A 21,809-nucleotide genomic window follows, 5' to 3' on the forward strand; every position below is an offset into this window, starting at 1 on the left:
AACCTGGCTGCTGGCCGGCGCCGCCCTCGTCGCCGCCACCGGCATCGGCTTCACCGCCGCCAAGCTCACCACCCCCAAACCCCCACCCACCGCCGACGCTCCCAAAGAACAGGGAGAGGCGGGTCATGCCGAAGAGGCGGGACACGCCGAAGGCGAGGCCCACGCCGAGGAAGGCGCGGAAGCCGAAGTCGTCGCGATGGACGACGCCCGGATCAAGACTGCGGGCATACAACTCCAGCCGGTCGCGGTCGGCGGGTTGGGGGCCGAGATCCGCGCCCAAGCCACTGTCGAGGCCGAGCCGTCTGGGCAGGCGGCGCTGACGGCGCGGGCGGCGGGCTCCATCGCGCGCATCAACAAGCGTCTCGGCGATCCCGTCCGCGCCGGGGAAACCCTGGCGCTCGTGGAAAGCCGGGAAGCGGCCCAGATCGCGGCGGACCGGGCCACCGCGGCGGCGCGCGCCGACCTGGCGCGCAAGGTGGCGGCACGCGAGCGTCGCCTATTCGAGCAGAAGGTCGGCGCCCGGCAGGACTACGAGGCGGCTGAGGCCTCGCTCGTGGCCGCCCAAGCCGAATCCCGGCGCGCCTCCGCGGCGGCTGGGGCCGCCGACATCTCGCCTGACGGGCGCTATGTGCGTGTGACCAGTCCGATCAATGGTCGCGTGAGCGCCATGTCCGTAAGCCTGGGCGCCTTCGTCCAACCCGAGACCGAACTCTTCCGCATCGCCGATTCGAGTCGAATCCAAGTTGAAGCCGCCGTGCCGGCGCTCGACGCGCAGCGTGTGCAGCCTGGCGACAAGGCCGTGATCGAGACCAGCGGCGGGACCGCGATCCCCGCTGTGGTGCGCTCGGCGACGCCCACCGTCGATGAGCAGACCCGCGCCGCCACCGTGGTGCTGACCCCGGCAGGGCCATTGGCTGACCTGCGTCCCGGCCAGTTGGTGCAGGTGCGGATCACATCCGCTCGGGCCGCCACCCGCGCCATCGTCGTGCCGGACGAGGCGATCCAGACGGTGGAGGGGCGCTCCGTCGTCTTCGTCCGCACGTCCAAGGGATTCCGCGCGCAACCGGTCACCGCTGGGCAGCGCACGGGGGGGCGGGCCGAGGTTCTGGAGGGCCTGCGCCCCGGCGACGTGATCGCCGCGTCCAACGCCTTCGTCCTGAAGGCGGAACTCGGCAAGGGCGAGGCGGAACATGGCCACTAGGTCGAACCATTCGAACACGGAGCTGGTGGCGTCATGATCGGCCGCATCCTGGATCTTTCGGTCCGCTTCCGCTGGACCGTCGTCTTCCTCGTCGCCCTGGTGGCGGCGCTGGGCCTCTACAATCTCATCCGGCTGCCGATCGACGCGGTGCCGGATATCACCAACAAGCAGGTGCAGATCAACACCGTCGCGCCGGCCCTGGCGCCCGCCGAGGTCGAAAAGCTGGTGACCTACCCGGTGGAAACCGCGATGGCGGGCATCCCGGGGCTGCAGAGCACACGTTCGATCTCGCGCAACGGCTTCAGCCAGGTCACCGTGGTCTTCGCCGAGCGCACCGATGTCTACTTCGCCCGCCAGCAGGTGGCCGAACGGCTCATCCAGGCCCGAGAAAGCCTTCCCGAAGGCGCCCAACCCATGATGGGACCGATCTCGACCGGCCTCGGCGAGGTCCTGATGTGGACCGTCGAGTTTGAGTATCCGCAGGGCCGCGGCGCGCCGCGGCGGGACGGACAGCCGGGGTGGCAATCCGACGGCGCGTACCTGACCGTCACTGGCGAGCGCCTGACCGATCCGGTCGCGCAGGCGGCCTACCTGCGCGAGGTCCAGGACTGGATCGTCCGGCCGCAGATGCGCAGTGTGGTCGGCGTCGCCGGCGTGGATTCCATCGGCGGCTACGACAAGCAATTCGTCGTCACGCCAAACCCCACCCGCCTGGCTTCTTACGGTGTCTCCTTCACCGACCTCTCCCGGGCGCTGGAGGCCGCCAACCTGACGGTGGGCGCGAACTTCGTCGAGCGGGCCGGGGAAGCCTTCCTCGTGCGTACCGACGCCCGGGTGCGCTCGGCCGATGAGATCGCGCGAGCGGTTGTCGCCACGCGCGGCGGCGTCGCCGTCGCAGTGCGCGACGTGGCCGAGGTCAAGATCGGCGGGGCCCTGCGCACCGGGGCGGGCTCCGAGAATGGCGAGGAAGTGGTGGTCGGCACGGTGCTGATGCTCACGGGCGAGAACAGCCGGACAGTGGCGCGGGCGTCGGCCGAGCGGCTGCAGGAGATCGCCAAGACCACGCCGCCCGGGGTGCGTGTACAGGTGGTCTATGACCGTTCCAAGCTCGTCAACGCGACCATCAAGACCGTGGAGAAGAACCTCGCCGAAGGCGCCTTGCTGGTCATTGTCGTTCTCTTCCTGCTGCTCGGCAACTTCCGCGCCGCGCTCATCACGGCGCTGGTGATTCCGGTGTCGATGTTGATGACGGCCATCGGCATGAACCGATTGGGCGTCTCCGGAAACCTGATGAGCCTGGGGGCGCTCGACTTCGGGCTCATCGTGGATGGCGCGGTGATCATTGTGGAGAACAGCCTGCGCCGACTGGCCGAGCGGCAGCACCACGAGGGCCGCCTGCTGACGCTGCAGGAGCGGCTCGGGGAGACCCGAGAGGCGGCGCGCGAGATGATCCAACCCACGGTCTACGGTCAGGCGATCATCCTCCTCGTCTATGCCCCGCTGCTCACCTTCACAGGGGTGGAGGGCAAGACCTTTTCGCCGATGGCCATTACTGTGATGTTGGCCCTGGCGGCGGCCTTTGTCCTGTCGCTGACCTTTGTGCCGGCGATGATCGCCCTCCTGATCCGCGGCAAGGTGGCCGAGAAGGAGGTTCGGCCGATCCGCTGGGCGAAGGCTCGCTACGAGCCGCTGCTTCGAAGGACGATCGCGCGGCCCTTGCCCGTCATCCTGGCGTCCGCTGCAGTGTTCGTAGCCGCGGGCGTGGTGTTCAGCTTCCTCGGCCGGGAGTTCGCGCCGCAGTTGGATGAGAAGGACTTGGCCGTCCAGGCGCTGCGCATCCCGTCCACATCGCTGGAGCAGTCCTTGCGGATGCAGCGGCAGGTGGAGCGTGTGATCGCGAGCTTCCCAGAGGTCGCTTATGTCTACTCGAAGACAGGCACGGCGGAGGTCGCCAGCGACCCGATGCCGCCGAACGCCTCCGACAGCTTCATCATCCTGAAGCCGCAGGAGGATTGGCCCAACAAGGGCGAAACGAAAGCTGAGCTCGTCACGCGGATGGAAGAGCGGCTGGAGGGCCTCACCGGCAACGTGTTCGAGTTCACCCAGCCGATCCAGATGCGCTTCAACGAGCTCATCGCTGGAGTCAGGGGCGATGTCGCCATCAAGATCTATGGCGACGATCTGGACGCGCTCGCCCAGACCGCCGGTCGGGTCGCCAGCGTTCTCCAGACTGTTCCGGGAGCCGCAGACGTCAAGGCTGAACAGACAAGCGGCTTCCCCACCCTGGACATTGCGGTCGACCGTGATGCGATCGGCCGCCTGGGTCTGACTGTGGAGGAGGTGGCCGACACCATCGCCGTGGCCATGGGCGGTCGCGAGTCCGGCCTGGTGTTCCAGGGCGACCGGCGCTTCGACATCGTCGTGCGGTTGCCAAACGCCGTCCGCAATGACCTTGACGCCGTGGCCGCCCTACCGGTGCTCCTACCGGACGCCGGTGGCGGCGCACGCCAGTCTGTGCCGCTGCGCGACGTGGCCCGTTTCACCTATTCCGAAGGGCTGAACCAGGTCAGTCGCGAGAACGGCAAGCGGCGCGTCGTCGTGCAAGCGAACGTTCGCGGCAACGACCTGGGGTCTTTCGTCGCCGAAGCGCAGCGGAAGGTCGAAAGCGAGGTCAAGCTGCCGCCGGGCGCCTGGGTCGAGTGGGGCGGGCAGTACGAGAACCTCAAGGCCGCGCAGGCCCGACTGGCGCTTGTCGTGCCACTCTGCTTCCTCCTGATCTTCGCGCTTCTCTACATGGCGCTGGGCGGGGTCAAGCCGGCGCTCGGCGTCTTCTCCGCCATTCCGCTCGCCCTGGCCGGCGGGGTGTTCGCCCTGGCCGGGCGTGGCATGCCGTTCTCCGTATCCGCCGCGGTCGGGTTCATCGCCTTGTCCGGGGTGGCGGTGCTGAACGGCCTGGTGATGATGACGGCCATACGGCAGCGGCTGGAGCGGGGAGCCTCTCTGGATCATGCCATCGTCGACGGGGCCATGGAGCGGCTGCGCCCGGTGCTCATGACCGGGCTGGTGGCCTCGCTGGGCTTCGTGCCGATGGCGCTCGCCACCGAGACCGGCGCGGAAGTCCAGCGGCCGCTCGCTACCGTGGTCATCGGCGGACTGGTGACAGCCACGGCCCTGACCCTGTTCGTCCTGCCGGCCATCTGTCGCCTGATCTTGCGACCGACGGCGCGCTGACGACCCCGCGCCCGCGTGTCCGGGTTCACTTATGGATCCGGACACCGGGGCGTACAGACTATTTTATGGCACCAAGACGGCTCGCGCGACCCGGTACGCATGTTCGTCAGGACCAGCCCACACGAGATATAATGCGCCGCCCAGCACGATGAGAGAGGAGACGAAGAGCAGCACAGCTCCACGACTGACCTTCTGCCGCATGCTTGAGGATCGCCTTCATTGGGTGCTTCGTTTGAGTCTGCGACGCCCCGGCAGCGATCGCAAGCTTCCATGGTCGAGACCGGCTGGAGGTCTGCGCAATGTTGACACATCGCAAGGCGAGCCATCGCAGGCCGTCGTATACTGACGCGCCCGCGCACCGCGGCGCGGACCTTGACCGAGCTGATGGGAGGCGAGCGATGACCTATGCCGATATCGTGGTGGATGCGACCCCCAGCCCTACGGTGCGTCAGACCCTGGAGGTTGCAGCCGAGTTCGCGGAGGTCTACGGCGGCCGCCTCTCGGTGGCCGCGTTCGCTTGGCCGCAGCCCTCGATACTGAACGAAGCGCTCCTTGGGAGCGCGGGTGGATCCGCGCTTCAAGCCTTGGCCTTCGGCGAGGCCCTCGAGAGCACGCAGGCGGTCCACGACGACATCTTCGCCGGCCGCCACGTCGTGAGCGACTGGTGCTCGGGCATCTCGGATCCGAATCTGATCCTCAACGAGCATCTGCTCACAGCTGACCTGGCGATCGTCGGCGCATCGGCGAGCGGACAATTCGCGATAGCTGATCCCACCGAGCTTTCCGCCCGCTCCGGAGCGCCGGTCCTGCAGATTGGCTCGCTCCGGCCGCGCGTCCCGTTTCGGCACGTCCTGGTCGCGTGGAAGGACGCCCGGGAAGCCCGGCGGTCTGTCCATGAAGCGCTCCCACTTTTGAGGCGCGCGGAGCGTGTCGTCGTCCTCGGCGTCGGCGACGAGGTCAGCAGCGAACGCCTGGCGCAGGTCGCCGAGCATCTTTCGCGACACCAGGTCGCCGCAACTCATCTTCACCTCTCCAAGAGCGCCGCTGGCGTTTTCGCACAAATCCTGCAGCACGCCGAAGCGGAGGGATGCGATCTCCTGGTGAGCGGAGCCTATAGCCGGCCTCGGTACAGCGAGAGGGTCTTTGGCGGCGTCACGCGGGAGCTTGTGCAGGGTCTCCCAATGGCCTGGCTGCTGGCGCACTGAGACTCGGCTGGTGTCCTTCCCCGGTCGCCCTCTGCCGAGACCGCACCCGCACGGCTCTATGTGCCATCGAACCCGCGCTAGCTAGGCGCCCGCTTTCTTCCGCGCGGCGCGACGCTGACGCCGGTTCAGCGGCCTCCCGTTTTGTGGCGGAGCAGCAGACCGACCGCGCCCCGCCAAGGCGGCGCCCCACGCCTCGTAGTAGGGTTTGAGCCGCTCGATCTTGAGCTTGTGCTTGAACGCGATCTGCGCCAGCCAGCCGGTGAAGCGGACACCATGGCGAACCCGCACCCCTTGTTCGACGGGCTCGAGTTCGATCCAGCGTCGTTCCCGAAATCCGATCCAGCCGATTGTGAACTCCAGCCGCCTTGGCGGGTCGAACGCCGTGATCCTGGCCGGAACCGACTTCCTCGCCACATCGCCCCAATTCACCGAGAAACGGACCTTCGCCCCAGCGTTCGCGGCCCCCTCGACCTTCTGATACGGGTTCCAACTCGGGTATTCGTCGAAGCTGATCAGGCGACGCCAAATGACCTGCGCCGGCTGACGGATGATCAGCTCGGTGGAATAGGCAATCTCGTTCATCGGCCAGACTCCAGAATGGCACGACGACGTGCGACCCGATTCAACTTTAGGGAATGCTGTTGCAGGCCGCAAACGGAGCGGTCTTCCGACGTCCTCGCCGCTCGCGGAGCGTTTCCCTGCCGTCTTGCAGGTCCTCCTTCGAGTTGTGGCCCGCTCAACAGGCCGGCTCACCTCGCCCATCTTCAACGTTTGGGAGACGTGCTCCTGGGCATCACGACCACCTGGGGTTCGGACCGCCGTGGTGGCGCACTGGAGCGAACGGGCGCGGCCTCGCTTGGCGACGCCTCCGGGGCGCGGCAGACGAGCCGCAAGGCGCGCGTTTCGGCATCCATCGCCGGAGGCCGCCACGCTTCTCGGCTGTACGATGTCCCCGCGTATTCGCCGGTCCAGGTGCGGCGGGTTGTCCTCACGGTCCGGAGCTGTCGGCTCTCACAGTCGAAGTCGAACGTCATCTCGAGCTTCGTGACCGTGCGCCCAGCCTCCAGTTCTGGTTCCCGCAACTCCACGACACCCTGGACGCGCTGATAGCCGTGACGATGATGCTCGTGTTTGGACTTCATCTCCATGGCCAGAGCGCCTTGCGCGGTCGGGCCGACCGGAGTCGGGGCATCCAACTCCTGGGCGTGAACGAAACCTGGCAGAAGCGCCAGCAGGGGCAGGAGCAGGAATTTCCGAGAGGTTCGACGCACGGCCCAGTTCCAGCAGCTTTTCGTGCCCTCATTCGGCAAGAGCGCCGGCCAGAAGACCACGGGCGCGCCCGCGACGGAAGACAATGAACGGAGCAGGCGTCGCGAGCGGCTCCGTGGGCGTCGGCGAGCTACACCACGACCCGGGAGACGACCGGCGCGTGGCGTGCCGTGCGTTGTTGGCGCGCATGGCTTTCCTGTCACCAGCGCACTTGAGCAATGCCGCCCCGCCAGACAGCACCAGCCCCCGAGGGCCCCCGTCGCCCATAAACTGGCCGCGGTCGCAGTTCCGGAGGGCTTACCTCCTTGCTTGAGAATGGCCCCGCCGCCGATGAGCCCAACACCCGTGATCAGGCCCTCCATGATGCGGGTCTGACCCATGGATTCACGACCGAGTACGCCAATGCCGACGAGCACAAATCCGCCCGCGCCGACCGCGACGGGGTGAAGGGTCCGGATGCCTGCGCTGCGATCGTCGCGCTCTCGATCCCAGCCCACCGGGAGGGGATCGGCGTAGGCCGGGGCCAAGTTGAAGCCGTGGGTCGCAATCTCCCACAGTGCGGCGGGCTCGAAGGCTATGAAGGTCCTCAGGTCGCGCACGAGATGAACAGGAGATGACGACAGGCGTTCCCCACAGGTTCAGACCCGGAGGCCGATAGTGCCTCATCGCCGGTGGGTTCGACGCCGGCAAAGGGAGCAGTTCCTATGAAGTACCTCATCGCCGCTGCTGCGGCTCTCTCGGTTCTCGGCGGCACGGCCGCCACGGCCCAGCCCTATAGCTACGGCGGCCAGCAGGGCTATTACGATCAACAGCCCTACAATGGCCAGCAGGCTTACCGCGGCCAGGGCTACAACGGCGGCTACTCGGCCCCGGCGCCGTATGGCTACGCCCAGCCTCACGCCGGGAACGCCGACGCCCACGGGGGCTCCGTGTACTCCGGCGGGACCTACAGCGCCCGCTCCTATGGGTACAACGATCGCTACGATCGCCACGTGCGCCGGGACAGCCGGCGGGATCGCCACTATGTCGCCCCGCGCGCGCGGCATGATCGCCACCACTGAGCCTCGTCGGCTTCGAGGCGGAACGCTCCGCCCCTTCGGGCGGGGCGCTTCCAGGGAGACTATCCATGAGTGATCCCGCCCCCGCTCCGATAACCCGTCATGAAGCGGGCCTTCTATGCCCTGCCTGTCGGGTGGACCTGGTGATGGCCGACCGGCAGGGAATCGAGATCGACTATTGTCCCAGGTGCCGTGGCGTGTGGCTAGACCGCGGCGAACTCGACAAGATCATCGAGCGCACCGCCGCCTACGAGGCCGCCCCACAAGCGCCTCCGCCCGAACCGCCGCTGGCCCGGCCAGGGTACGGGCAGCCATGGGACGGAGGATATTCGGGTGAGCATGGCGGAGGCCGCCGCGGGGCCGGCCCTCACGGAGGCGGGGGTCACCACGGTGGCGGCCACGGCCGGCGGCGTGGTTTCCTCGGCGGCCTCTTCGACGACTAGAGTTTCGACGCGTAGCAATCGCTGCCACCGGCGAGCCATTCAGACAGACTCTTCCCAGACCCGGCCAGATCAAACCTCTGATGCGCCGCGGTTCACATCGCGAGTCACAATGCTGCTCAAACCCGACTTGGGATCCCTGGACATCGGCGTCCTCCTCAACACGTCGAGCGGCGGCTGCGACGCCTCCGCACGGGGCGCTATCCTCGACATCCTGAGGGCGGCCGAGATCAAGCCGGTGAAGGTGTGGGACGTCGTGGGCAAGAACGTCGACCAAGCTTTGGACGAAGCGATGGACACAGGCCTGGACGTGTTGATCGTCCTGGGCGGCGACGGCACCATCCGCGCCGCCGCGCAGCGCTGCGACGAGGCTGGGCCGTTGCTCATGCCGCTGCCCGGCGGCACCATGAACATGCTGCCCAAGGCCCTCTATGGCGCGCGCACCTGGCGCGAAGCCCTGAATGACACGCTGGAAGGGCCCGTTGTTCAGGCTGTGCATGGCGGACAGGTCGGAACCCACCGGTTCTACGTGGCCGGCGTGTTCGGCGGCGCTTCCCTCTTCGCCGAGGCCCGCGAGGCTATCCGGGAAGGCGATCTACCTGCGGCTTGGGAGCAAGGGGCGGCGGCCCTGAAGCAGGCGCTGGGGGTTGAGCTTGTATACCGGTTCGAGGGCCAGCCAGCCTCCAAAGCCGAGGCCGTGGTGGTGCTCTGCCCGCTGCCGCCGCCGGAGACCGATCTGGAGGTGTTGCTCGAAGCCGCCGCCATCGATGTTGACGGGGTGGGCGACACGATCCGCCTCGCAGTGATGTCCGCCTTCCGCGGTTGGCGCGCCGACCAGACGGTCACCCGCGCCCGATTGGAGAGCCTCGAGATTAGCTCTGGCGAGCCCATCCCGGCGATCCTGGATGGTGAACGCTTTACCCTTGGGCGTTCCGAGCGGGTGACGAGGGTTCGCGAGGCCTTCTATGCCTTGAAGCCGGCGCCCATTCCGCCTTCGGCTACGAGCGATCAGCTGCCGGAGCAAACGAATAATGGCCACCTATGACGTCGTCATCATCGGCGGCGGCCCTGGCGCCTACCCAGCCATTCGGGCCAGCGAGCTTGGCATGAAGGTCGCGGTGGCGGAGGGGCGAGAGACCTGCTCGGCGGCACATGCCAACATCGGCTGCATCCCGTCAAAGGCGCTGCTGCAGTCCACCGAGCGCCTGATGGCCGCCCAGAAGCTCGCAGCCTTCGGCGTGCTGGTCGACAATGTGCGCGCCGACCTTCCGGCCGTGATGGCCCAAGGCCCGTGTCGTCGGCGAACTCGGCGCGGGCGTCGCCTACCTCTTCAAGAAAAGCGGTATCTCCTGGCTCAGGGGGCGTGGCCGTCTGCTTGCCGCCGACCGTATCGAAGTTAGGGTGATCGAGAGACTATGTGCTGATGTCGATCGGCCGCCGCGCTATGACAGCCGGGGTCGGACTGGACGACCTTAGTGTCAAGCTTGATGCTAAGGGTAGGATGGTAGGATGGAGGCGGGCGCGCGGTTTCAAACGAGTGTGCCCGGCCTCTACGCCATCGGGGACGTGATCGGCGGGCCCATGTTGGCTCACAAGGCCAAGGGATCGCCCCCGGTGAGATGCTTGCCGGCCGCGACGGTCACGTGGACTACGGGGTCATTCTCGCCGTGGTCTACACTTGGCCAGAACTGGCTTCGGTGGGCAGGACCGAGAAGGAGCTCAAGGCCTCCAAGGTAGAGTATCGGATCGGTGAGTTCCCGTTATCGGCCAACGCCATGGCCAAGTCCAGGCTCGAACCAGACGGTTTCCTGAAGGTCTTGGCCGACGGCCGAACGGACGACATACTCGGGGTTCACATCCTTCGGCCGGACGCAGGTTCACTGATCCACGAAGCGGTTGTCGCAATGGCGTTTCGCGCCTCCGCCGAGGATATTGGCGGCACCAGCCATGCGCACCCAACCCTGCCCGAGGCGCTTCGTGAGGCGTGCCTTGCCGTAGACAAACGGACCATCAGTCTATCAACCCACTTGGAGCCCGAGGGCTTCAGGCCGGACCCATGGAGCTTGCGTCCCTATGTCGGCGGGCCGCAGATAATGCCGAAAGCGCGGTAAAAGGGGCGACCCATGAGAAACCTGAAGCGCCTCAACCCCTGGCTCCGCCTTGCGATCTTGCCAGCCGCAGCGCTTGCCTTTGTGCTGCTGCTGAAGATTTTCGGGCCGAGATCGTAGGCCGCCTAGTGCCGCCGCCCGCCCAGATGGCTGAAGCCGTTGTGGCCGCTGGAATATCCCCGCGACCCGTAGCGGCCCGCGCCGGAATAGGAATAGTACCCACGGTCGTAGGCGCGTGGCGCCACATAGATCGAGGCGCGGCCGGAGCTATACGGCGCGCCATAGCCGTAACTTGCAGATGAACGACCGGCGTATCCGTAGTTTCCGGCCCCATAGGTCGAGCACCCGGCCAAGGCTAGGCTTGCGAGCCCGGCGGCGATCACCGGAATGACTGTGGAGCGTCTTATCTTCACCACGACGAATTCTCCTTCCTGCTTTAAGCATGAACGTGCCTGACCATTTAGATGGGAATGGGCGGATCCTTATTCCAGGTGCCGCAAGGTAGAACGGCTTGAAGCGTTTGACGTTTTCGTGCGTTCCTGACTTGCGGCGCAGTTGTGGCGGGAGGGAGCTAATTCGATGGGCGCTGGTCACGACCACGCGGGTGCGAACACCAACAGCCGCAGATTGGCGATCGCGCTAGGACTCACGAGCACCTTTCTGGTCGCCGAGGTCGCAGCGGGCTTCGTCTTCAACAGTCTGGCGCTGCTGTCGGACGCCGCGCACATGTTCACCGACGCTGCCGCCCTGGCGATTGCTCTTGTCGCGATCAGGATCGGCGCCCGCAAGCCCGACGACCGCCGCACCTTCGGCTACCGCCGGTTCGAAATTCTCGCTGCCGCCTTCAACGCCGTCCTACTGTTCGGGGTCGCCATCTATGTGCTCGTCGAGGGCATCCAGCGGCTCCGGGAGCCGGAGGCCGTGGAGTCCACCGGCATGCTGGTGGTGGCGGTCCTTGGTCTTGTGATCAACCTGATCTCGATGCGTCTGTTGTCCGCCGGCAAGGACAAGAGTCTCAACGTCAAGGGGGCATACCTCGAGGTCTGGGCCGACATGCTGGGCTCCCTCGGGGTCATCGTCGCAGCCCTGGTGATCCGTTTTACCGGCTGGCTCTGGGTGGATCCGGTCGTCGCGATTGGGATCGGCCTGTGGGTGCTTCCTCGCACCTGGGTGCTGCTACGCGACAGCACGAATATCCTGCTGGAGAGCGCACCCCGGGAGATGGTGGTGGCCGAGGTTCGCAAGGCCATGTTGGAGACAGCGGGCGTAACCGGCGTGCACGACCTGCACGTCTGGGTCACGGGCGCCGACCAGGCCAGCGCGTCGGCGCACGTGGTGCTGGCGGACGGGGCAGATGCCGAGGACGTCCGTCAAGCCGTGTCGGCGCGGCTGCGCAAGGATCACAAGCTTGAGCACATTACGATCCAGATCGAGCGGGTGGCCTGTGAGGACGCGGCGATCGCGCATCTATAACCCCCTGGACTCGGTTGCTGGCTGCCACGTCAAAGTGACGTGCGGGATGATCAACCTCTTCTTCATGGTTCGCGACCGGATCGAGAACAGCATCCCCACGATCAATGGGGCGCGCACTCGTATCGACCAGATGGAGAAATGCGGCTTCTACACGCACTGGAAGACCGACCTTCAGCTGCGACCATCAATCTATGAACCGGGTTGACCAAGGAAGGCTCCAGGGAGCTTGCATCAGTCGACCGGCCGCCGGCAACGCGGGGAAAGGGCTCCTCCAGCAGCCTGGCGGCGAACTTCAGAGATTTGGACCACCCAAGGCGCCCCGATAGCATCATTGCGCAGGCTCTCCCGGAAGGGCCGGCATCGCAGATTGCTTGGGAACACGTATGCTGTTTCATCACGAACAACTATGATGTTTTAGATCGCCGCCAAGCTGCAGAGGTCCGTGACGAATTGGCCGCAAGCGAAGACCGCACGCGAGATCTTGCGACCGTGGCGGCGACCAAGCCGCCGGACCCACTGGCTTGGACTTTCCTGATCCTCGCGTGGCTGGTCGCCCTCGCAGCGACTCTTGGCGCGTTGTTCATCGGCGAGGTAATGGGGCAAGCCCCTTGCAATCTCTGCTGGTTTCAACGCGCTTTCATGTTCCCATTGGCCATCGTGCTGATGGTGGCGTGCCTGATCGCGGATTACCGCGTGGGGCGCTACGCATTACCCTTGGCCGCCATCGGCTGGCTCGTCGCGTTCTACCACTTGCTCCTGTTTGGCGGCGTGATCCCCGAAGAGATCAAGCCGTGCGGTGCCGGTCCCTCTTGCTCCAGCGCGGATACGATCATTCTTGGCTGGCTCCCGATTCCGGCCCTCTCGTTGGCCGCGTTCACCGCCATTATTGTCCTCCTCTTCTTGGTTCGCCGCAGGTCCCCATGAAAAGCCGCAACATCGTCTTGGTGATCGCCGGCCTCGCTTTGCTCGCCTTCGCAGCAGCGGCCTACATCTACAAGGGTAGCCGCGGTGCGGATGCGCCCGCGTCGGCCGCGCAGGGACCGAGCATGCCAGCGCAGCTTACCCCGTTTGCCACGGGACAGACGGGAACGCCCGTCGCCGCTGTCGGCGATCCCATACCCCGGAATGTCCCAGCAGCGGAAGCGGCCGGCGCACCGAACCCGCCTGCGCCTGCCCCAAAGGACAACGCCCTGGTGAGAGCCCATTCGCCGTCCGTTGGCCCGGTCGCCGCCAGGGTGACCATCGTCGAATTCTTCGACCCGGCCTGCGAGGCATGCCGCGCCTTCTATCCCATCGTGAAGCAAACCATAGCGCAGTACCCTGGGGAAGTTCGCCTGGTCTTGCGCTATGCTCCTCTCCATCAGGGCTCGGACGAGGCCGTGCGCATACTGGAAACAGCCAGACTCCAGGACATCTTCATCCCGGTTCTGGAAGCGCTGTTGGCGCGACAACCGGAATGGGCGGCGCACGGGTCAATGGACCTCGAAAAGGCCTGGACGATAGCCGGCGATGCCGGTCTCGATCTGAAGAAGGCCCGGCAGGCGCGGCTCGCGGCCAAGATCACCGCAGTGCTGAACCAGGATATCCAGGATTTGAAGGCGGTTGGCGTTTCACAGACACCCACCTTCTTCGTCAACGGCAAGCCGCTGCAGGAGTTCGGCGTAGCGCAGTTCCAGGACCTGGTGCGGGGCGAGATCGCCGCCGCGCGCTGATTTCCGCAGTCCTCCCGCTAGGAGATTGAGACTTGGACCACAAACCTCGCTGGCGCGCACACTATCAGGAGGGTTACGGCGAACACCGCCCCGACCTCAAGGCCGCATCAGGCTGCGCTCCTCGTGCACAACGACCCTTGCGCGCCGCCGCCGCCGCCGCCGCGGCGGGTGACTTCAGTCCCTGAAAGTCGGCAATGTCTACTCCGGCGCGGGTCGGAGAATTCTTGGGCGCAAATTCTCTATCACGGCGCCGGCTTCAAACGCGGTCGGGTCGTCGACCGGTTTGGCGCCCCGGCCCATAACGATCTCGGCCGTCGCTTCGAACTTCTGGATTGTCGTGACGTCGAGACGGCTGGCGAAGAAGGGACTGCCCATGTGGGGATGCCAGTTGTTCCAGCCGAGACCCCCGCCGTAGTAGCGCCACGTTGGGGTGAAGTGGCCGAAGTGCGAGCCGTACCAAGACGTGTAGAAGGGGTCGGTTTGCAGGTAGGAGCGCGCCTGCCGATCGGTTTTCCGGTCCGCCATCGCGAACCAGTCGTAGCCCTGCGCCATCGTCAGTTCCGCCGCACGAAAGAGCAGATAACTCTCGACCTTTTCCCGCGAGGTCAGGCTGTTGCCTGAGAACGTGACGCGGAACCGGTTGGTCTCGATGCGTTGCTCGGAGTAGCCCCCACTCGCGGCTTGGCCGGGCAGGTTGGGCTGGTACGGCGTCGCTGTCGCGCAGGCGCTGAGTGTGATGAGGCCCAGCAGAGCGCCGATTGTTCGCGCCTGGGCTCCAGTCTTGATCCCGGTCATTTCGATGCCTTTGGGATTAGCGCGCTTGTTGTTGGCACAGTACATGGCGGCCGAGGATGATCGCCAAGAATCGTTAACCATGGAGTGCGCCACGGAATCGATGCGCCGGGATTCCTCAGCCGATTGATCGGGGGGCGGCTGCAGCGGCTGCTGGGAGGTCCGTTCGAAACTTTCGTAAACGATGTGCGCCGGCGCCTGGAAGGCCCGGCGGCGGCGAAGCCGAAGCCGAAGCCCTTACGGCCCAGCAAATCCGGAGTGACGCGAAACTTGCCGCCGCCGAAGAAGAGGCGGAGGCGGTACGCCTGCGTTGGTTCACCGGCAACGTCTAGGAGTTCGCCGACCGATCCAGATGCACTTGACGAGCGCATCGCCGGGGCCCGCACCGTCGGCGGAATCGGCGCGATCCTCTAGTCCGTCCCGGGTGCCTCCGACATCAAGGCCGAGCAGGCGAGGGGCGTGCCGACCCTAGACATCGCGGCCTGACCGTCGAAGAAGTCGCCGACACCGCCGCGGTGGCCATGAGCGGGCGCGAGTCCGGCCTCGTCTTCTGGGGCGACTGGCGCTTCGATGTCGTCGTCCGCTTCCGAACCCGGTCCGCAACGACCTCGACGCGGTGTCGCCCTGCCGTCATGCTGCCGGGCGAGGTGGCGTCGCACCTCGGTGCCCCTGCGCGACGCCCCAACCTTCGCCTATTCGGAAGCCTGAACCAAGGCAGCCACGAGAACCAAGAGCCGGATGGCCGTGCAGGCCAACGTCCGCGGCCCGCACCTCGGCTCCTTTGTGACCGCCGCCCAATGCAAGGTCGCCGCGGACGTCAAGCTGCCAGCCAGGGCCTGGGGTCAATTGGGTGGCCAATGCGAGCATCTGAAGGCGGCACAGGCGAGCCTCAGCCGTATCGTGCCGTGCTTCGTGCTAATCTCCGGCCTGCTGTTCATGGCGCGCGGCGGCCTGGCGCCGGCGGCGGTGTTCTCCACCCTTGCGCCGGCTCTCGCGGGCGGGGTCTTCGCGCTCGCGTTGCGCGGCCTGCCGTCCTCGGTCTCCGCGGCAGTGGGGCTCATTGCGCTCTTCAGCGTGTCGGTCCTTAGCGGCCTCGTCATGATGACCGCGATTCGTCACCGCCTGCCCCGTGGCGAGGCCCTCGACGGCGCTATCATCGCCCGCGCCCTTGGACGCCTCCGACCGGTGATGATGACCGGGCTGGCGGCTTCCTTCGGCTTCGTGCCTATGGCGCTCGCCACCGAAACCGGGGCGGAGGTCTAGCGACCGCTCGCCAACGTCGTGATCGGCGGGCTTCGGCCCGCGCCGCCCGCGCGCGCCGGCGGTGCGATCGCGCTTTCCGAAGCGCGGAAATGCAGGCACTATCCCAACCATGTTCGATGCTTCGGTCATGACGCGAGGGGCTCCGCAGACGCGGACGCGCCGGTCGTCGCGCCCGACGGCGAACGGGTGGCTGCGGCTTCTGCTCACACCGATCTTCGCGCTCTGCCTGCTGGGCACCTGCCTTTCCTGCGGTCCGCTGGCGCATGCCGGCCCGCCGGTCGGCGACGTCGGTGTCGAACAGGCGCAGGCCGAGGGTCTGCAGGCTTCGGTCCAGGCTCCGCCCGTCGGCGCCCAGGACGACGTCGGGGGTCCGAGGACGGCGCCCGCCCGGACCTGCGCCGGCTGCGCGGGCCACATGGCCCCGATGCCGGCCGGCATCCAGGTCGCCGAGACCGTGGCGCGTCACCCCCTGCGCTGGCACTCGGAATTCGCCCTGCCGCCGCCGCCGCTCGAGCCCGACCGCCTGGACCGTCCCCCTCGCGCCTGAGCCAAGCCTGAGCGCCCCTCCGGGCGTCGCCTTGGTCTTGTTCGCAGAGGGATGTCACCACCATGCTCCGTCCGTCGCCGCAGGCCGCGTCACGCGGTCTCGCCGCACGCCGTCAACCTCGGCGCCCGTCGTCATGCCCGCTTCGCAACCGCGTCGTGCGCCCTTCCATTCTCCGCCACCGCACCCCAGCAGCCGGCGGAGCGCAGTCCGGCCAGGTTCTTTCCTACCCGATGAACCTGACTGGGCGCGCCGGCGCGACACCTCCAACGTCACGCCGGCGTCACCCCTTTGCCCATCCGTCTTCGTTCGGGGCCCCCACTCCGAACGCATGCTCCGGTCGCCGCCCCCCACCCATCACGGAGGCGACCGGACGCGCCGGCATGGCGGCAAACACCGCTCATGTCGGCGCACAGCTTCAGGCCTTCTTCCGCACAGGGCGACACGGGCTCGCGGAGGACGCCTCAGCCGCGAGAAGCCCGCCGCGAGTCGTGGCCCCGGCTGACGGCGCCGGCGCGACAGGAGGCGCGCCGGCGCACCCCCTTCGGCGAGCGGCCCGCTCCGCACGGTCCAACGGGGGCGACGTCACCATGCCGCGTGACCTCCGACCACGCCGGTGGCGCGCGCCCATGTCGGCGAGCGTCGCGGCGCTGGCGCTAGGTCTCACCTGGGGCGTCCCCGCCGCGGCCCATCGGGCGCCGCAGGCCGCCACCCTCGTGCTTGAGCCGACGACGGCGCCTGGCCGGTGGCTCGCGACCGGTCGTGGTGTGTCGCTCCGGGTCGATCTCGCGTCAGTGGGCGCGACGCCCGTGATCCGCTTCCAGTTCGTGGGTCGTGATGGCCAGCCCGTGGCGGGTCCGCAGACCCGGCGCGCCTTTCTGGAAACCGGCCAGGGGCCGCCGGTCGCGGTGACGCCCGCTGGCGCGGGGTGGGTGGCCCAGGCCAGCTTCGCTATCCTGGCCGACGCCCGCCTCGTCCTGGAGGAGGCCGACCACACCCACGCGTTCCGGCTGAACCTGCACCTGGCCGAGCCGGTGGCAGGCGCGCCGGTCCCCGTCCCGGACGCGCCGCGCCGTTCCCCTGAAGGCGGCGCGTCATGAGGCGTCCGAGATCTTTCCCTTCAACTGAGCCCGAGAGGCCCACACCCCAGGAGTTGCTCATGACCAAGGTTGGCGAAGGCGGTCCGATGGCGATCGCGGCGGTGGCGCTCCGCGCCCAACAGGCGCGGATGCGGATCATCGCGGAGAATATCGCGAACTCTCAGACGACCGCCGCCACGCCGGGCGGCGACCCCTACCGACGCCAGATGCCGATCTTCGCGCCGCTCAAGCTGGAGGATGGGTCCACGAGCGTCCAGCTGGTCCGGACCGATCCCGATCCGAAGGCGTTCAAGAAGGAGTACAACCCGGGCCATCCGGCCGCAGATCCGAGCGGCAACGTAACGCTCTCGAATGTAGAGACCCTGGTCGAGTCCCTCGACTTCAAGGCGGCGCAGCGGGCCTACGAGGCCAACCTCAACGTCATCGACACCTCCCATGCCATGGAGCAGAGCACCATGCGCCTGCTGCAATCCAAGTGAGGCCGCCCGCGAAGGGGCCTGACCGGCGGCCCGCCGATGGCTGATTGGCTCTCCGCCTGGGGTCTCGCCGATCCGAAGTCGATCGTGCGCCACCTGGCCGATCTGGGCCTGGCCTTCCTCCTGGCCCTGCCGATCGGGCTCTACAATGAGCATCACGAGCGCAGTGCCGGCCTGCGGACCTTTCCGCTGGTGGCCATGGCGGCCTGCGGTTTCGTGATCGTGGCGGTCAGCGTGCTGGGGCGCGAGAGTGAGGCCCAGGGCCGGGTTATGGAAGGCCTGATCACTGGCGTCGGCTTCATCGGTGGCGGGGCGATCCTGAAGTACCGCGGCCATGCGGACGGCACCGCCACAGCGGCGGGCCTGTGGGTTACCGGCGCGATCGGCGCGGCGGTGGGCTACGGCCTGTTCGACATCGCCGCCATCCTGGCCCTTGCCGCCTTCGTCACCATGCGTGGCCTCAAGCCCATCAAGAAGGTCGCCCAGCGCGACCCCTCCGACGCCGCGGAGACTCTGCGGTGACGTCCCCCAACCCGTGCAACGCGCCTCGGCGCCCGGAGCCTCCATGCCCCTGATGATGTGTCCCAACGACAACGCCGCGATGGAGGTCATCGCCCGCGATGGCGTCCAGTTCGACATGTGCCCCACCTGCCGCGGCGTCTGGCTGGATCGCGGCGAGCTTGAGAAACTGCTGACCGACGCCCGCGCCGAGGCCGACGTGGCGCCTCTGGCCCGACAGCCCGCGCCGGAGCCCCATGACAGGCGCCGGGGCAGCCATGGCGATCACGACCGGAGCCGCGACAGCCACGGCGGCGGTCATAGCGGCGGCTACGGCAAGCATGGCCGCCGCCGGAGCATCTTCGATGTCTTCGACTGACACCCGCCCTACCCTCAATCCCTCTTTTACAGGAGCTCCGCGCCGGGCGCGGGGACGCGACATGACACATCCTCTTCGACGTCTTGCCGTTGTGGCCGGCGCTGCGCTGCTCGCGAGTTGCGCGACAGTCACCCCCTATCAGCCGCAGGTCAGCCGTGGGCCGGTGGCCGGTGGCTACACCGACACCCAGGTGGAGCCTGACCGTCTCCGCGTCTCGTTTGCCGGCAACACCCTCACTTCCCGCGAGACCGTGGAGGTGGGACTGCTCTATCGGGCGGCAGAGCTCACCCTTGCGCGCGGGTACGATTGGTTTGAACTCGCCGACCGGGCCACCGACCGGAAGGCCTACGCCTCCGCCGTCGGCGCCTACGGGGGCATGTCGGCCTTCGGGGGCTGGGGCCACGGGTTCGGCCACGGATTCGGGCGCCACGGATTCGGACATGCCGGGACCTTTGGCTTCAGTCACGGCGGCGGCCTCTATCCCGGATGGGGCAGCGGGCTCGACATCCGGACCGCCGAGCGGTTCACCGCCACGGCGGAAATCCTCCTGCGGCGCGGCGCAAAGCCGTCCGGCGATCCGCGCGCCTTCGACGCCCGTGCGGTCCAGCAGAACCTCGAGCCGCTCATCCGGCGGCCCGCGGCGGCGGCCTCATGATCCGCCCCCCGATGCCGACGCGCGCGGCCTCCACCCGGCGGTCGGTCGCGCCGCTTCTGCTGGTGGCGCTGATGGCGGCGACGCCGGCCCTCGCCCAATACGGTCGCGGCACAAGTGGTCGCCCCGGTCAGGGGCGTCCACCGCCGGTCTTCCGGGCGCCGAGCCGTCCGTCAACGCATGTGCGCAGTCCCCCGCCCCCGCCGCAGGCCCCCTTCAAGATGAGCGATGTGGTGGGGGTCGGGGTCGTGCAGTCCCTCGATATGGAGGCGGGGCGGGTCACCATCGCCTATGAGCCGATCGAAAGCCTGAACTGGCCGGGTGGGACGAAGCCGTTCGCCGTCGCCAAATCGTCGCTCCTCGCCAGTGTGGCGCCCGGGGACAAGGTCCGCTTCCGTCTCGAGAGCCAGCAGATCGCCGACCTCAGGCCGTTCGCGCCGCGGCTGGCCGCGGGACCCGAGGTCCGCGCCCCCGACGGCGCCGACCCAAGCCCATCCGCCAACATCGTCCCGCGGCCTTGGCCATGACCGGGCACGACGGCGGGCCGCGCGACTCGACCGCCCCCGATCGTTCGACAACGGAGATGCGAATGAACCTCCTACAACGCACGCCGCGCCAGGCCGCCTGGCTCCTGGCCATCGTCCTGGCGCTCGGCGCCTGCGGAAAGATGGGGCCTCCAAATCGACCCGGCCCAATGTGGGGCGCTCCCGGCGAGAGTCCAAGTCCGACGCCGAAGCCGTCGCCGGGTATGGAAACGATTGACGCCCGCGATCGCGACCAACGCCAGGCGACCCCGCCGGAACCGCGATCGTGACGTTCGGATGGCGCGGGTGCCTGGGGCTGGGCGTCGCCCGCAGGGGGAGGCGGGGGTGATGCGGGCACACGCCGGCCGTAGCGCCTCTGGCCTAGTGCTGGCCATCGGGGACGGCCCTGGACATCACGCCGCGCGACATGGCCGCCTCACGGGACGACAGACGCCGTGCGCACCGCGGAACGGATTTCCTCGCCTCGGCCGGAGACGCGGTCCGGGCGCTGATCGGCGGCTTTGTGATGCAGATCGGTCCAACCTGCGCGGGCGAGGATCGCCTACTGTACGTCGAGATCGTCAGTCCCCCAACCGGCTACACGACCCGCGTCCTCTATGTCTCGCCGCGGCAGCGCCCCGGCGTTACGATGGACGCGGGCGCCGCCATCGGCCGGGCGCAGGACCTGGCCGCGCGCTGCCCGGGCGGCATGACCAACCGCATTCATGTCGAGTTCACCGGCCGACGCGGCGCGCGCCTGGCTCCTCTACGGTGCTGACCACCGCGGCGAGGCGCCGCCATGGGTGATTCTCCGCGCGCGCCCGAGCGGCCATCGATCTGGGCGGTCCTGCTGCTCGTCGCCTCTCTGGTCTGTCTCGCCGCGCTCGTCATCATGGTCTGGGTCGGAAGCTGATCATGCGGCTCCAGTCTTGGCCGCAGAGTGTGATGGTCACAGCCCGCCTGGGCGTGCGTCCGCTCGCCCCGCCAGCCTGTGCGACCCCGCGGCTCAATCCGCCAGTCGAACAGCAGGTCCCGTGGGGGTGCGGCGCTCGCCGCCCACGACACGGACCGGCGACGGCCTGGTCCAGCGCGGCCGGGTCTGGAGCCGCGGCGCGACCCCGCCGCAGAATTGTATCCGCAGAGCGGGGGGCGGCGACGGGCGAGGTGACCGCCGCGGTCTCCAGGTCCCTGCTTAACCTCGCCCTTTTGCTGCCAGCCCTGCGCGACTATGACCTCGTCACGCCGTGGACGCTGGCGCCGGACGACCGCGTGCGCCTGTGCGGGCCGCGCGCTTGTGCGCGGCGACCCTATGACCTCTGAACCCCCTCGTCGCTCGCCGGAACCGCCGGCGCTTTTGGAAGGATCCGCCCATGCCTGTCCGCTCTCGCCCCCTGGTCCACTGGGCGTTCGTCGCCGGCCTTGGAATAGGCGGCCTGACCCTCGGCGCCTGTACGCCCATCGTGGCCTATTCCGGGTTCCAGGCCATCGATTCCCAGCCCAAGGACCTCCAGATCGGCGTCGACACCAAGTCGACCGTCCGCGCCAAGCTGGGATCGCCGTCGGTGCAGTCGACCTTCGATCCCAACGTCTGGTTCTACATCAGCCAGGTGAAGCAACGGGTTGCGTTCCGGCGGCCGCAGGTGATCAGCCGGCAGGTGACGGCGCTGACGTTTGATCGGGAGACCGAGATGGTCAGAAAGATCGAGAGCCTCGACTTGGGCGATGGCAAGCAGATCGCCTTCAGCGGCCGCGAGACTCCTACCCGCGGCCGGGAGATGACCGTCCTTGAGCAGCTCCTCGGCAGCGTCGGCCGCGGCACGATGTTGCCGAACCAGGACCAGGGCGTGCCGGGGACCCGACCCGGCGACCGGCGGCGGTAGCATG

The 21,809-nt window shown here is 67.8% G+C and carries 26 protein-coding genes; 22 read left to right on the forward strand and 4 right to left on the reverse strand.

Annotation, left to right across the window (positions count from 1 at the left end; all coding sequences use genetic code 11):
* Positions 1–7 precede the first annotated feature (7 nt).
* The 3 genes from ABS78_RS16950 to ABS78_RS16960 all read left to right on the forward strand — a co-directional run bounded on the left by ABS78_RS16950 (position 8) and on the right by ABS78_RS16960 (position 5,637).
* Positions 8–1,201, forward strand: coding sequence for an efflux RND transporter periplasmic adaptor subunit (locus ABS78_RS16950; protein WP_293382142.1), 1,194 nt, complete (start codon positions 8–10; stop codon positions 1,199–1,201).
* 33 nt (positions 1,202–1,234) lie between these two features.
* Positions 1,235–4,432, forward strand: coding sequence for a CusA/CzcA family heavy metal efflux RND transporter (locus tag ABS78_RS16955; protein ID WP_293381966.1), 3,198 nt, complete (start codon positions 1,235–1,237; stop codon positions 4,430–4,432).
* Positions 4,433–4,830: 398 nt separating this feature from the next.
* Positions 4,831–5,637, forward strand: coding sequence for a universal stress protein (locus ABS78_RS16960; protein ID WP_293381969.1), 807 nt, complete (start codon positions 4,831–4,833; stop codon positions 5,635–5,637).
* Positions 5,638–5,718: 81 nt separating this feature from the next.
* Here the strand turns inward: ABS78_RS16960 and ABS78_RS16965 are convergent, their stop codons facing one another.
* Positions 5,719–6,219 (reverse strand): SRPBCC domain-containing protein, encoded by a 501-nt coding sequence (locus ABS78_RS16965; protein ID WP_293381972.1) that lies wholly within the window; start codon positions 6,217–6,219, stop codon positions 5,719–5,721.
* A gap of 182 nt (positions 6,220–6,401) precedes the next feature.
* Positions 6,402–7,505, reverse strand: coding sequence for an MgtC/SapB family protein (locus ABS78_RS16970; protein WP_363083468.1), 1,104 nt, complete (start codon positions 7,503–7,505; stop codon positions 6,402–6,404).
* 105 nt (positions 7,506–7,610) lie between these two features.
* Here ABS78_RS16970 and ABS78_RS16975 point away from each other — a divergent pair, with 105 nt between their 5' ends.
* From ABS78_RS16975 to ABS78_RS16995, 5 genes are all read left to right on the forward strand, one after another.
* Positions 7,611–7,967: a hypothetical protein gene (locus tag ABS78_RS16975; RefSeq protein WP_293381975.1), complete on the forward strand. Its 357-nt coding sequence runs from the start codon at positions 7,611–7,613 to the stop codon at positions 7,965–7,967.
* 65 nt (positions 7,968–8,032) lie between these two features.
* The gene (locus tag ABS78_RS16980; protein ID WP_293381978.1) at positions 8,033–8,407 is read left to right on the forward strand and encodes a zf-TFIIB domain-containing protein; all 375 of its coding nucleotides are present in this window, start codon (positions 8,033–8,035) and stop codon (positions 8,405–8,407) included.
* 109 nt (positions 8,408–8,516) lie between these two features.
* Positions 8,517–9,449: a diacylglycerol kinase family protein gene (locus ABS78_RS16985; protein WP_293381980.1), complete on the forward strand. Its 933-nt coding sequence runs from the start codon at positions 8,517–8,519 to the stop codon at positions 9,447–9,449.
* On the forward strand, positions 9,436–9,804 hold the full coding sequence (locus ABS78_RS16990; RefSeq protein WP_293381983.1) for an FAD-dependent oxidoreductase: 369 nt from the start codon (positions 9,436–9,438) through the stop codon (positions 9,802–9,804). The genes ABS78_RS16985 and ABS78_RS16990 overlap by 14 nt, the downstream gene beginning before the upstream one ends.
* A gap of 243 nt (positions 9,805–10,047) precedes the next feature.
* Entirely contained in the window at positions 10,048–10,515 is a 468-nt protein-coding gene (locus ABS78_RS16995; RefSeq protein ID WP_293381986.1) for a hypothetical protein, read from the forward strand.
* Positions 10,516–10,637: 122 nt separating this feature from the next.
* Here ABS78_RS16995 and ABS78_RS17000 read toward each other — a convergent pair whose 3' ends face one another.
* Positions 10,638–10,928, reverse strand: a complete 291-nt coding sequence (locus ABS78_RS17000; protein WP_293381988.1) for a hypothetical protein — start codon at positions 10,926–10,928, stop codon at positions 10,638–10,640.
* Positions 10,929–11,091: 163 nt separating this feature from the next.
* Here ABS78_RS17000 and ABS78_RS17005 point away from each other — a divergent pair, with 163 nt between their 5' ends.
* Genes ABS78_RS17005 through ABS78_RS17020 form a run of 4 tightly spaced genes read left to right on the forward strand, consistent with a single transcriptional unit; the run spans position 11,092 to position 13,697 of the window.
* Positions 11,092–11,985: a cation diffusion facilitator family transporter gene (locus ABS78_RS17005; RefSeq protein WP_293381991.1), complete on the forward strand. Its 894-nt coding sequence runs from the start codon at positions 11,092–11,094 to the stop codon at positions 11,983–11,985.
* Between the two features lie 46 nt (positions 11,986–12,031).
* A complete protein-coding gene (locus tag ABS78_RS17010; RefSeq protein WP_293381994.1) occupies positions 12,032–12,190 on the forward strand; it encodes a hypothetical protein in 159 nt (52 codons plus the stop codon).
* Positions 12,187–12,909 carry a disulfide bond formation protein B gene (locus tag ABS78_RS17015; RefSeq protein ID WP_293381997.1) on the forward strand — a complete coding sequence of 241 codons (723 nt, stop codon included), beginning with the start codon at positions 12,187–12,189 and terminating at the stop codon, positions 12,907–12,909. The genes ABS78_RS17010 and ABS78_RS17015 overlap by 4 nt, the downstream gene beginning before the upstream one ends.
* Complete coding sequence (locus ABS78_RS17020; RefSeq protein ID WP_293382000.1) at positions 12,906–13,697, forward strand: thioredoxin domain-containing protein; 792 nt, start codon at positions 12,906–12,908, stop codon at positions 13,695–13,697. Before ABS78_RS17015 ends, ABS78_RS17020 begins: the two co-directional genes overlap by 4 nt.
* Positions 13,698–13,895: 198 nt before the next feature.
* Here ABS78_RS17020 and ABS78_RS17025 read toward each other — a convergent pair whose 3' ends face one another.
* A complete protein-coding gene (locus ABS78_RS17025) occupies positions 13,896–14,573 on the reverse strand; it encodes a hypothetical protein (protein ID WP_293382003.1) in 678 nt (225 codons plus the stop codon).
* A gap of 654 nt (positions 14,574–15,227) precedes the next feature.
* Here ABS78_RS17025 and ABS78_RS17030 point away from each other — a divergent pair.
* The 10 genes from ABS78_RS17030 to bamE all read left to right on the forward strand — a co-directional run bounded on the left by ABS78_RS17030 (position 15,228) and on the right by bamE (position 21,805).
* Positions 15,228–15,752 (forward strand): efflux RND transporter permease subunit, encoded by a 525-nt coding sequence (locus ABS78_RS17030; protein WP_293382006.1) that lies wholly within the window; start codon positions 15,228–15,230, stop codon positions 15,750–15,752.
* Positions 15,753–15,879: 127 nt separating this feature from the next.
* Positions 15,880–16,299 carry a hypothetical protein gene (locus ABS78_RS17035; protein WP_293382009.1) on the forward strand — a complete coding sequence of 140 codons (420 nt, stop codon included), beginning with the start codon at positions 15,880–15,882 and terminating at the stop codon, positions 16,297–16,299.
* 626 nt (positions 16,300–16,925) lie between these two features.
* Entirely contained in the window at positions 16,926–17,396 is a 471-nt protein-coding gene (locus ABS78_RS17040; protein WP_293382012.1) for a hypothetical protein, read from the forward strand.
* Positions 17,397–17,455: 59 nt separating this feature from the next.
* Complete coding sequence (gene flgC, locus ABS78_RS17045) at positions 17,456–17,875, forward strand: flagellar basal body rod protein FlgC (RefSeq protein WP_293382015.1); 420 nt, start codon at positions 17,456–17,458, stop codon at positions 17,873–17,875.
* Between the two features lie 36 nt (positions 17,876–17,911).
* Entirely contained in the window at positions 17,912–18,394 is a 483-nt protein-coding gene (locus ABS78_RS17050) for an MgtC/SapB family protein (RefSeq protein WP_293382018.1), read from the forward strand.
* 43 nt (positions 18,395–18,437) lie between these two features.
* Positions 18,438–18,749 (forward strand): zf-TFIIB domain-containing protein, encoded by a 312-nt coding sequence (locus tag ABS78_RS17055; protein WP_293382021.1) that lies wholly within the window; start codon positions 18,438–18,440, stop codon positions 18,747–18,749.
* Between the two features lie 61 nt (positions 18,750–18,810).
* Positions 18,811–19,404 carry a hypothetical protein gene (locus ABS78_RS17060; RefSeq protein ID WP_293382024.1) on the forward strand — a complete coding sequence of 198 codons (594 nt, stop codon included), beginning with the start codon at positions 18,811–18,813 and terminating at the stop codon, positions 19,402–19,404.
* Positions 19,401–19,928, forward strand: coding sequence for a copper-binding protein (locus tag ABS78_RS17065; protein ID WP_293382027.1), 528 nt, complete (start codon positions 19,401–19,403; stop codon positions 19,926–19,928). The genes ABS78_RS17060 and ABS78_RS17065 overlap by 4 nt, the downstream gene beginning before the upstream one ends.
* 523 nt (positions 19,929–20,451) lie before the next feature.
* On the forward strand, positions 20,452–20,703 hold the full coding sequence (locus ABS78_RS17070; RefSeq protein ID WP_293382030.1) for a hypothetical protein: 252 nt from the start codon (positions 20,452–20,454) through the stop codon (positions 20,701–20,703).
* A 592-nt stretch (positions 20,704–21,295) separates the two neighbouring features.
* Positions 21,296–21,805, forward strand: coding sequence for an outer membrane protein assembly factor BamE (gene bamE, locus ABS78_RS17075; protein ID WP_293382033.1), 510 nt, complete (start codon positions 21,296–21,298; stop codon positions 21,803–21,805).
* Positions 21,806–21,809 lie beyond the last annotated feature (4 nt).

The organism is Phenylobacterium sp. SCN 70-31, from assembly GCF_001724605.1.
In the GTDB taxonomy this organism is placed as follows: domain Bacteria; phylum Pseudomonadota; class Alphaproteobacteria; order Caulobacterales; family Caulobacteraceae; genus Phenylobacterium.

Coding starts and splice junctions, on each gene's coding strand:
- ABS78_RS16955 (WP_293381966.1), top strand. CDS start 1,235: ATGATCGGCCGCATCCTGGATCTTTCGGTCCGCTTCCGCTGGACCGTC.
- ABS78_RS16960 (WP_293381969.1), top strand. CDS start 4,831: ATGACCTATGCCGATATCGTGGTGGATGCGACCCCCAGCCCTACGGTG.
- ABS78_RS16965 (WP_293381972.1), bottom strand. CDS start 6,219: ATGAACGAGATTGCCTATTCCACCGAGCTGATCATCCGTCAGCCGGCG.
- ABS78_RS16975 (WP_293381975.1), top strand. CDS start 7,611: ATGAAGTACCTCATCGCCGCTGCTGCGGCTCTCTCGGTTCTCGGCGGC.
- ABS78_RS16980 (WP_293381978.1), top strand. CDS start 8,033: ATGAGTGATCCCGCCCCCGCTCCGATAACCCGTCATGAAGCGGGCCTT.
- ABS78_RS16985 (WP_293381980.1), top strand. CDS start 8,517: ATGCTGCTCAAACCCGACTTGGGATCCCTGGACATCGGCGTCCTCCTC.
- ABS78_RS16990 (WP_293381983.1), top strand. CDS start 9,436: ATGGCCACCTATGACGTCGTCATCATCGGCGGCGGCCCTGGCGCCTAC.
- ABS78_RS17005 (WP_293381991.1), top strand. CDS start 11,092: ATGGGCGCTGGTCACGACCACGCGGGTGCGAACACCAACAGCCGCAGA.
- ABS78_RS17010 (WP_293381994.1), top strand. CDS start 12,032: ATGATCAACCTCTTCTTCATGGTTCGCGACCGGATCGAGAACAGCATC.
- ABS78_RS17020 (WP_293382000.1), top strand. CDS start 12,906: ATGAAAAGCCGCAACATCGTCTTGGTGATCGCCGGCCTCGCTTTGCTC.
- ABS78_RS17025 (WP_293382003.1), bottom strand. CDS start 14,573: ATGGTTAACGATTCTTGGCGATCATCCTCGGCCGCCATGTACTGTGCC.
- ABS78_RS17030 (WP_293382006.1), top strand. CDS start 15,228: ATGGCCGTGCAGGCCAACGTCCGCGGCCCGCACCTCGGCTCCTTTGTG.
- ABS78_RS17035 (WP_293382009.1), top strand. CDS start 15,880: ATGACGCGAGGGGCTCCGCAGACGCGGACGCGCCGGTCGTCGCGCCCG.
- ABS78_RS17040 (WP_293382012.1), top strand. CDS start 16,926: ATGTCGGCGAGCGTCGCGGCGCTGGCGCTAGGTCTCACCTGGGGCGTC.
- flgC (WP_293382015.1), top strand. CDS start 17,456: ATGACCAAGGTTGGCGAAGGCGGTCCGATGGCGATCGCGGCGGTGGCG.
- ABS78_RS17050 (WP_293382018.1), top strand. CDS start 17,912: ATGGCTGATTGGCTCTCCGCCTGGGGTCTCGCCGATCCGAAGTCGATC.
- ABS78_RS17055 (WP_293382021.1), top strand. CDS start 18,438: ATGCCCCTGATGATGTGTCCCAACGACAACGCCGCGATGGAGGTCATC.
- ABS78_RS17060 (WP_293382024.1), top strand. CDS start 18,811: ATGACACATCCTCTTCGACGTCTTGCCGTTGTGGCCGGCGCTGCGCTG.
- ABS78_RS17065 (WP_293382027.1), top strand. CDS start 19,401: ATGATCCGCCCCCCGATGCCGACGCGCGCGGCCTCCACCCGGCGGTCG.
- ABS78_RS17070 (WP_293382030.1), top strand. CDS start 20,452: ATGCAGATCGGTCCAACCTGCGCGGGCGAGGATCGCCTACTGTACGTC.
- bamE (WP_293382033.1), top strand. CDS start 21,296: ATGCCTGTCCGCTCTCGCCCCCTGGTCCACTGGGCGTTCGTCGCCGGC.